A 2,338-nucleotide genomic window follows, 5' to 3' on the forward strand; every position below is an offset into this window, starting at 1 on the left:
AAATGAATAACCCACTAACTATTTTAGTTGTTGGGTTATTTCTTGTCCACAGCTTATCCACACCGATGAATAGGTATGTTATTGCAAAGATATGCACAGAGGGATAACTTTTTAAAGTATACAATCTCGTATAAATAAGCAGTCCCATCCACAATTTCTGTTGAAAACGTGTTCATAACATAGGATAACTATACGCTTTTAATTCGATATTTCGCAAAATTACGAAGTTATACACATTCTAGCTCTGATTCATTTATCCACATCGTTGATAAGTATCAAAGATAATTGAATCGTAAAACATTTATTCATAGAGGGTTAGATTAGTGCCACTTACACTTTAGGTAAGTTAACCACCATCCACACCTTATACACTCCAAGTTCATGATTCTTTCCACACATCTTCATGTTCACCCATTTAAAGTTATGAAATCCTAATATTCGCGCTTTTATTTACTTATGAAAATGAAGTTGTTTGTAAGCGTATTCCCTCTTACCTTTTAGGATTGCACATACAAGACTGATAATTTAGTTATCTTTTAATGGAGTTTGTCTGTGAGGACTTATTTATCAGACTGCTGATGAGGCAAGACAAAAGTAAAACCGGAATATTGAAACAGCTCGTTGCAAAGCACACTTCAATGGACAGAATAGTAGAGATGATGTCACAAATGAGCGAATTGATATTGTTATATATTGTAGGTGAATACACCAGTGGTGTACACCATGAGAATATGAAACATTGGAGGGTTTAGTATGAATTTGAAAAAAGCAGTCGTAGCATCCATGATCGTATCCAGTATGTTGGTTACGCTGGCGGGCCCGACTTTTGTAGAAGCCGAAGCAGCAGGAGGAAAGAAAGAGCAAGCATCAAGTAGCAGTGTTCAAATTGATAAAAAGGTTGCTGCCAAGCTGCAAAAGGCTGTACGTCAATTTGCCGGAAAAGATGTCAAGTTGCAAAATGTTGGCGAACTAGTTCGTGCGAATGACACGATGGCGAAGGTTCAATCCGTGGACGGGGGCTATCAAATATTTTTTGATCATAAAACAGGACAAGTATGGACTTTGAACGGAAAAACAACTATCGACAAAATCAGCAAAAAGGATCAGGACGATGTTCTGAAATTGTTGAAAAAAATGTATTCGGGGAAAACATATGCTTTTGATAAAGAGGTGATCTTGGAACGTTACTATGAAGATAAAAAGGAACAGTTCATCCCAAATTCTACTTATTACCTGAAGGGGAAAGGATTTAATGCAACGCTCGTTAAAAATGATCCGGATCTAAAAGATTATATTAATCAAGCCCAGATCGAATTTGCTAAGGAAGAGCTTGAAGCGAAGCTGTTGACAACGGCGGAGGAAACGGTGAAAGCGGCGTTAGACCATCAATTTAACATAACAGAGGCTTATCTTGTGAGTAATACTCAAAAAAACGCATGGGTATTAAAGGACGGCAGCGCTACTCTTTACGTAGATGAACAGAGCGGGAAGGCAACTAACTTATACCATAATGCTCGCAAAAAGGTGACGACGAGCCAGACGATTACGGCAAAAGTGGCAAAAGAGATGACCGCTCCGCTTGCCAAGGAATTATTCGGTATCGATATTACGGGATACGAAGTAAAGTGGGATAGCTTATATAAAGACTACTGCTTCGTCAAAGATCAAGTAGCGAAAGTAAGAGTGGCATTAGATGCCAATAAAAAGGTAGTGTACCTTAAATCCGGGGAAAATGCACTTACTGGAGGGGAAGGCCCTGTTGGAAGCAGACTAGAAGAAGAATAATACAAAAAGGTAGAAGTGAAAATCAACCGTTTAAAGCATCCGAAAGGATGCTTTTTTTATGTGCTCCGATACTTCTATCCAAACATTAATGTTCTCTTAATTTTTATTCATATAAAGTTTCGTGGTAAAGTTCTATTCCATTCATTAGCATTATAGCTATCAAGTGTTCCATTAAAGGAGGAAATAAAATGAACATGAAAAAAGCAATTCTAGCGTCTATGATCGTATCGAGTATGTTAGTTGCCGTGGCAGGCCCGATTCCTGCAGGAGCCGAGGCTGCGCAAGGGCAGAAGCAAACGGATAATAAGAAGGTTCAGATCGACAAAACGATGGCCGCCAAGCTGCAAAAAGCAGTAAAGCAATTTGCGGGGAAGGAGGTAAAGTTGCAGGGTACTGCCGAGGATATAAGGGATTCAGATGCAAAGGTTAAATCAGTAGATGGAAAGTACGTCGTCTACTTTAATTATAAAAAAGGTGAAGTATGGTCGATGGATGCAACGATTCCACTCGATAAATCAGCAAAGAGGCTCAGGAGAAGGTACTAAAAGCGCTG

Annotated in this window: 2 protein-coding genes; both read left to right on the top strand. The window is 38.9% G+C overall.

Annotated features, from left to right (window positions below; genetic code table 11):
• Positions 1–753: 753 nt before the first annotated feature.
• Complete coding sequence (locus tag AZ66_RS28695) at positions 754–1,785, top strand: hypothetical protein (RefSeq protein ID WP_044358050.1); 1,032 nt, start codon at positions 754–756, stop codon at positions 1,783–1,785.
• A 188-nt stretch (positions 1,786–1,973) separates the two neighbouring features.
• The gene (locus AZ66_RS28700) at positions 1,974–2,330 is read left to right on the top strand and encodes a hypothetical protein (RefSeq protein WP_052648920.1); all 357 of its coding nucleotides are present in this window, start codon (positions 1,974–1,976) and stop codon (positions 2,328–2,330) included.
• Positions 2,331–2,338 lie beyond the last annotated feature (8 nt).

This window comes from Paenibacillus sp. E194, from assembly GCF_000935845.1.
In the GTDB taxonomy this organism is placed as follows: Bacteria; Bacillota; Bacilli; order Paenibacillales; family Paenibacillaceae; genus Paenibacillus_B; species Paenibacillus_B alvei_B.

Excerpts from the sequence above, each read along its gene's own strand:
- AZ66_RS28695 (WP_044358050.1), top strand. The coding sequence starts at position 754 with ATGAATTTGAAAAAAGCAGTCGTAGCATCCATGATCGTATCCAGTATG.
- AZ66_RS28700 (WP_052648920.1), top strand. The coding sequence starts at position 1,974 with ATGAACATGAAAAAAGCAATTCTAGCGTCTATGATCGTATCGAGTATG.